The following is a 5,031-nucleotide window of genomic DNA, read 5'->3' on the forward strand; positions in this document are numbered from 1 at the left end:
GCGACCGGACCGGCAAAAGAATCAGGATCCCGGTCGCCACCAGGGAGAGGCAGGTGAATTCCAGATACCTCGCGGTTCCGACCCAGGAGAGCAGCAGCCGTGGATCGGCGGCAAGAAAGGGCCATTTCTCGGGCATCACCAGCAGGCCGGCCCCGCAGCAGAGCAGAAAGCAGGAGAGCAGCCCGAGCAGAACACCCGCCGCGCCGAGGCCTGACGCGAGCATCAGGCCACTCTCCTCACGCGGCAGCAGCCGCCGATAAACGGTCAGGGCAACGAGGCCGAGGAAGAGGGGCGCCAGCGTCAAACCCCAGAAGACGTCGGCGGCAACCAGCGGCGGATAACCGAGCTGCACGCCGAGCAGGAGCAGGGCAGCCGTCAGCGTCAGCAGCAGGGCCGTCCCCCGGCCGGGCATGGTTCTGACCACGAGTTCGACGGCCAGTGCCCGCCAGTGCCGGCGGCGGTCAAGCCGGCCGAAGGTATCGAGGATGAGGGCCGCCGACGTCGCACCCAGCAACACCCCGAGCAGGGAGAAATGCGCGGACAGCGTCAGCAGCAGAACGGCTTTGAGCAGCGGCAGGTTTTCGGGAGAGATGGATGGCATATCATTCCAGCCTGGAGCCTAAAGAACAGTACAGGGCCGCAGGGTTGCCGGAGCGTCAGCGCCGCTCCTCGTCCAGGTAGGCTTTGTGCAGAAGCATGGCCAGGATGCCGCCAAGCACCAGCAAAGCCACCACAACTCCGCCCCACAACTTGCGCCGGGCCAACTCTTCCTCGATGGCGGCGCCACGGTTGCGGATTTTTCCGAGCTTCTGCTGATAATCGGCCGTCTGGCTGCGAACCTTTTCGACATCGACGCTGTGAAAGAGGCGATGAAAGTCGTTGCGCAGGGAGAAGAGTTCACCGCGCATCTCTTTGGTGGCAATCCCGACCCGATGCAGTGCCTCCAGCGAATGCTCCAGGTCGGCGATCATCCGGTCGGTCTCGACCACCGCCGATTTGATCTCGTCCGCGCGGCCGTAATCATGGCAGCGCGTGCAGTCCTGAGGATTGATCAGGTCTGGCGTAGCCAGCCGGACGGCATGGTTGCCGTGGCAGGTGACGCATTGCGGCCCGCCGAGGCCGAGGGCCTCGCCGTGGGCGCTTTGCAGGTAGTCCTCCCTGACCCCGACGTGGCAGCGGCCGCAGAAATCGGGGATGGCCTCTCCCTTCGGCACCCCGATGAAGCCCCGTGCGGGACTCATGGCATTGGCAAAGTCGGTGGGATCGCCGCCGTGGCAGCTATGGCAGGAGATGCCATTGACCGCATGGACGCTCTGCCGCCACAAGTTAACCGGTTCGCCGAGCCGGCCGGGCTGGCCGCCGTGACACTGGATGCAGACGGTCTCCTCGGCGAAGAGCACGCCGGGCGCCACGAGGGCCAACAACAGCAGCAGACAGCTCTTGGCCAGCAACATCACGTTTGCCTCCCTCATGAGTAATGCCCCCAGACGGAAATGCCGGCAATGAGCAGAACCCCCAGCACATAGCAGGCCACGAAGAGCGGCCGGCGGGCCGGCCGCCGCTCCGGTCCCCGGTCGATAAAGGGAAGCAGGGCGAGGAAGGTCATCAGGGCGGCCTGGACGCCCAGGCCGAGCATCTTGCTCGGAAAGATCTTCAGCGTCTGGTAGGCCCAGAGGAAGTACCACTCGGGCTTGATGTGTGCCGGGGTGACGAAGGGATCGGCCGGTTCCAGGGCACCCGGGGGGAGAAAGAGCCACGGGGCGAAGAAGACCACCCCCAGCAGCGCCGCCAGGAAGAAAAAGATGACGGCCGTGTCCTTGGTCGTGTAGTGGGGGAAGAACGGGATGCCGCCCGGGTGCTCCTGGTGCCGGAAGCTCCCCTGCGGCTCCCAGGGTTCGTAGTCGGGACCGAAGGGGGGGCGGGAGACCCCCGCCCGGCGCACGCAGAAGAGATGCAGGCCCACCAGCAGCCCGAGCAGCAGAGGCATGCCCATGACGTGCAGGGCGAAGAAGCGGCCCAGGGTGACATCCCCGACCATCGGTCCGCCGCGCAGAAAGCGCACCACCTCGTCGCCGATGAGGGGAATGGCGCCGGCAGCGTCGGTGGCGACGGTGGTCGCCCAGAAGGAAAGCTGACTCCAGGGAAGCAGATAGCCGGTCAGGCAGAGACCTAAGCTCAGGTTGAAAAGCAGGAAACCCGAGAGCCAGGTCAGCTCGCGGGGCCGGTAGTAGCTCTTCATGAACAGCACCGAGAGCATGTGCAGCAGCAGCGCAATCACGATGACGTTCGAGCCGACCACATGCAGGTAGCGGATCAGCCAGCCGAAAGGAACCTCGTTCATGATCCGGGTGACGCTCAGGAAAGCCTCCGCCGGGTCGGGGACATAGTAGATCAGCAGCAGAATGCCGGTGACGAACTGCAGGACGAAGAGGGTGATCAGCACCGCCCCCAGGGTGTACCAGATATTGATGTTGCGGGGCAGCAGGTATTTGGTCAGGTTCTGCTCGAGGAGGTCCCTGATCCCCAGTCGCAGGTCGAGCCAGTCGACGATTTGTTTACGCCAGGCCATGGTCGCCCCCTATCCGATCACGATGGAATCATCCTGCACGCTGACAGGATAGGACTCCAGGGGTTTGGGAGGCGGTCCGCCGAGCACCGTGCCGGTCGGGGAAAAACTGCCGGCATGGCAGGGGCATTCAAACTCGCCCTTCTCCGGCAACCATTTGATGATGCAGCCGAGGTGGGTGCAAACCGCGGTGAGGGCGATGAACACACCCGCCTTCTCCTGCAGGACCACGGCAGGATGGCCACGAAACGTGAAGAAATGCGTTCCGCCCAGCGGCACCTGGTCCCGGGGGATGGTAACCTTCTCCTTTTCCCCCACCCCCTTGCGGGGAGCCAGATACTGCCAGACCGGCCAGGAGGCAGCCGCAGCCAGCACCGCTCCGATGCCGCTCAGCATGATGATCAGAAAAAAACGCCGCCGTTCGGGCGGTATCCGGTCGTTCTCCATGGAGCCTCCTGCCTGGCAATCCTGCAAGAAAGGGCGGCCATCGCCCGAAGACCGACAGCCACGTTGCAATCAATGGCAAAGCGCCCTACATTATAAACGTCGGCCATCTTCTTTCAACCATTTGCTGAAGGAAAAAGCCATGCCCGCCCTGACTGCGGTCTTCATCATCGATCCGCCCGAGCGCCTCGACCCACCCACCGACACCTCCCTGGCCCTGATGCGGGAGAGCCTGCGCCGCGGCCAGCAGGTATTCTACTGCACCCTTGCAGAATTGCGGCTGGTTAACGAATCACCCAGTGCTCGGGTCCGCCCCGTGGTTTTCCCGCCCGGGGCTGAGCTGTTTGCAGCCGGCGAGGAGCGGGAGCTCGATCTGGCAACGATCGATGTACTCTACATGCGCAAGGACCCGCCGGTGGACGCCGCCTACCTGCACGCCACCTACATCCTCGATCGGCTGCCGCCACGGGTGCTGCAGGTCAACCCGGCCCAGGCACTGCGCCGCCACTGCGAGAAGCTGATCCCGCTCCATCTGCCGGGACTGCTGCCGGAAACGGTCGTCTCCCGCGCCGCCCGCGACCTCAACGACTTTCTCGACCGGATCGGCCGGATCGTCCTCAAACCCCTGGACGACTGCAGCGGCCGCGGCATCTTTTCCCTGACCCGCGACGATCCCAACCGCCGTGCCCTCATCGACCAGGTGACTGCCGCCGGCAGCCGCTACGTGCAGGGGCAGCGCTTCCTGCCTGAAATTGCCGAAGGGGACAAGCGCGTGCTGTTGCTGGGGGGGGAGATTCTCGGCTGGCTCCGGCGCGTGCCGGCTCCTGGCGACTTCCGCTCCAACGTCAACGCCGGCGGCCGCTGCCTGCCCTGCGAACTGACCGACAGTGACCGTGCCATCTGCGCCCGCCTGGGGGCTTGGCTCAGCCGGGAGGGGATTGTTCTGGCGGGCGCCGATCTGGTCGGCCAACACGTTCTGGAGGTCAACATCACCAGCCCTTCCTGCCTGCGCGAGATGGACGATCTGACCGGCGAGAGACTGGAGCGCAAGATCATCGACTATGTCGAGCGCCGCTGCCGCAGTTGAGCCCGCAGTTTCGAGAGGGGAAAGCCCTCTCGGCACAAAGGGGCTTTCCTGATTCGGATCAGGTAATGGGCAAGGTCAGCGGCCGGGAGAGTTTTCCCCGACATTGCCGTAAACGGGAAGACGCAACATGGGGACCCGCGGGCTGCTGGTCTTGATCATGACATAGCCGCTCAGCCGCGCCTTGCCCTCCCGCGGCAGGGCCTTGACGATCAGCTGGACACTCTTGCCGGGAGGCAGTTGCATTGCGGCAAGTTCGGCGTTCAACTCGCTGCTGGTGGTTTCCGGGGGAGACAGGGTAATCTCCTGCTCTCCCTGGTTGGTCAGGATGGCGCGCGCTTCCGTTTCAGTCCCCGGCGTCAGTTTGCCCAACTCGACCTGCTCGGGTTCCAGCACCAGCTCCGGCATGACCGTCCCGCGCAGGTGGAACTGGGCAACCGGCTGCGCCGGATCGTTGACGTAGAGATAAACGGTCTTCACCACGGCGCCGCGAAACCGGGCGGAATCGAAGGTGGTCCGGATTTCGCCGGTGCCACCGGGGGGGATCGATGTGGCCGAGAGGAGCGCCGCCGTGCAGCCGCAGGAGCTGCGAACCTTTTCAACGGCCAGCGGCGCCTCGCCGTTATTGCGGAAACGGAAGGTATGCTCCACCTTCGTCCCCTGGAACACCTGGCCGAAGCTGAAATCCGCATCCGCTGCGACGAGCTTCGGCCCGCCGGCGGGAGCCTCTGCCGGCAGCAGAAGAAGAAACACCGAGAGAAATCCGAGAAAAATTGTTTTCATGCGCGCAACCTCCCTGGTCTGGCACAGGCATCGACCTTCATCGATACCCTGGAAACGGAACAACCACAAGATAGCATAGCACCGCCAACGCTGGCCAGCCCTTTTGCCCGAGCGAATAAATTGACACAAATGCTCTATCTTGCTATAGAATAAC

At 64.1% G+C, this 5,031-nt stretch carries 6 protein-coding genes; 1 reads left to right on the forward strand and 5 read right to left on the reverse strand.

All coding sequences use genetic code 11. The annotated features are described in order from the left end of the window. From VD811_12165 to VD811_12180, 4 genes are all read right to left on the reverse strand, one after another. The coding region (locus VD811_12165; GenBank protein HXV21731.1) for a hypothetical protein at positions 1 to 601 on the reverse strand (601 nt) is incomplete at its 3' end. 55 nt (positions 602 to 656) lie between these two features. Further along, positions 657 to 1,472 (reverse strand): multiheme c-type cytochrome, encoded by an 816-nt coding sequence (locus VD811_12170; GenBank protein ID HXV21732.1) that lies wholly within the window; start codon positions 1,470 to 1,472, stop codon positions 657 to 659. Next, entirely contained in the window at positions 1,469 to 2,569 is a 1,101-nt protein-coding gene (locus tag VD811_12175; GenBank protein HXV21733.1) for a cytochrome bc complex cytochrome b subunit, read from the reverse strand. Before VD811_12175 ends, VD811_12170 begins: the two co-directional genes overlap by 4 nt. A 9-nt stretch (positions 2,570 to 2,578) precedes the next feature. Continuing rightward, positions 2,579 to 3,013, reverse strand: coding sequence for a ubiquinol-cytochrome c reductase iron-sulfur subunit (locus VD811_12180; GenBank protein HXV21734.1), 435 nt, complete (start codon positions 3,011 to 3,013; stop codon positions 2,579 to 2,581). 139 nt (positions 3,014 to 3,152) lie between these two features. On the opposite strand from VD811_12180, the gene gshB reads away from it, so the two are divergent. Further along, entirely contained in the window at positions 3,153 to 4,097 is a 945-nt protein-coding gene (gene gshB, locus VD811_12185) for a glutathione synthase (protein HXV21735.1), read from the forward strand. 75 nt (positions 4,098 to 4,172) lie between these two features. On the opposite strand, the gene VD811_12190 is transcribed toward gshB, so the two are convergent. Beyond that, positions 4,173 to 4,877, reverse strand: a complete 705-nt coding sequence (locus VD811_12190; GenBank protein ID HXV21736.1) for a DUF1573 domain-containing protein — start codon at positions 4,875 to 4,877, stop codon at positions 4,173 to 4,175. Between the last annotated feature and the right edge of the window lie 154 nt (positions 4,878 to 5,031).

The organism is Desulfuromonadales bacterium, assembly GCA_035620395.1.
Lineage (GTDB): Bacteria > Desulfobacterota > Desulfuromonadia > Desulfuromonadales > DASPGW01 > DASPGW01.

Bases quoted from the DNA above. Each gene is read 5' to 3' on its own strand.
- VD811_12170 (HXV21732.1), bottom strand. From the start codon at position 1,472: ATGAGGGAGGCAAACGTGATGTTGCTGGCCAAGAGCTGTCTGCTGCTG.
- VD811_12175 (HXV21733.1), bottom strand. From the start codon at position 2,569: ATGGCCTGGCGTAAACAAATCGTCGACTGGCTCGACCTGCGACTGGGG.
- VD811_12180 (HXV21734.1), bottom strand. From the start codon at position 3,013: ATGGAGAACGACCGGATACCGCCCGAACGGCGGCGTTTTTTTCTGATC.
- VD811_12190 (HXV21736.1), bottom strand. From the start codon at position 4,877: ATGAAAACAATTTTTCTCGGATTTCTCTCGGTGTTTCTTCTTCTGCTG.
- gshB (HXV21735.1), top strand. From the start codon at position 3,153: ATGCCCGCCCTGACTGCGGTCTTCATCATCGATCCGCCCGAGCGCCTC.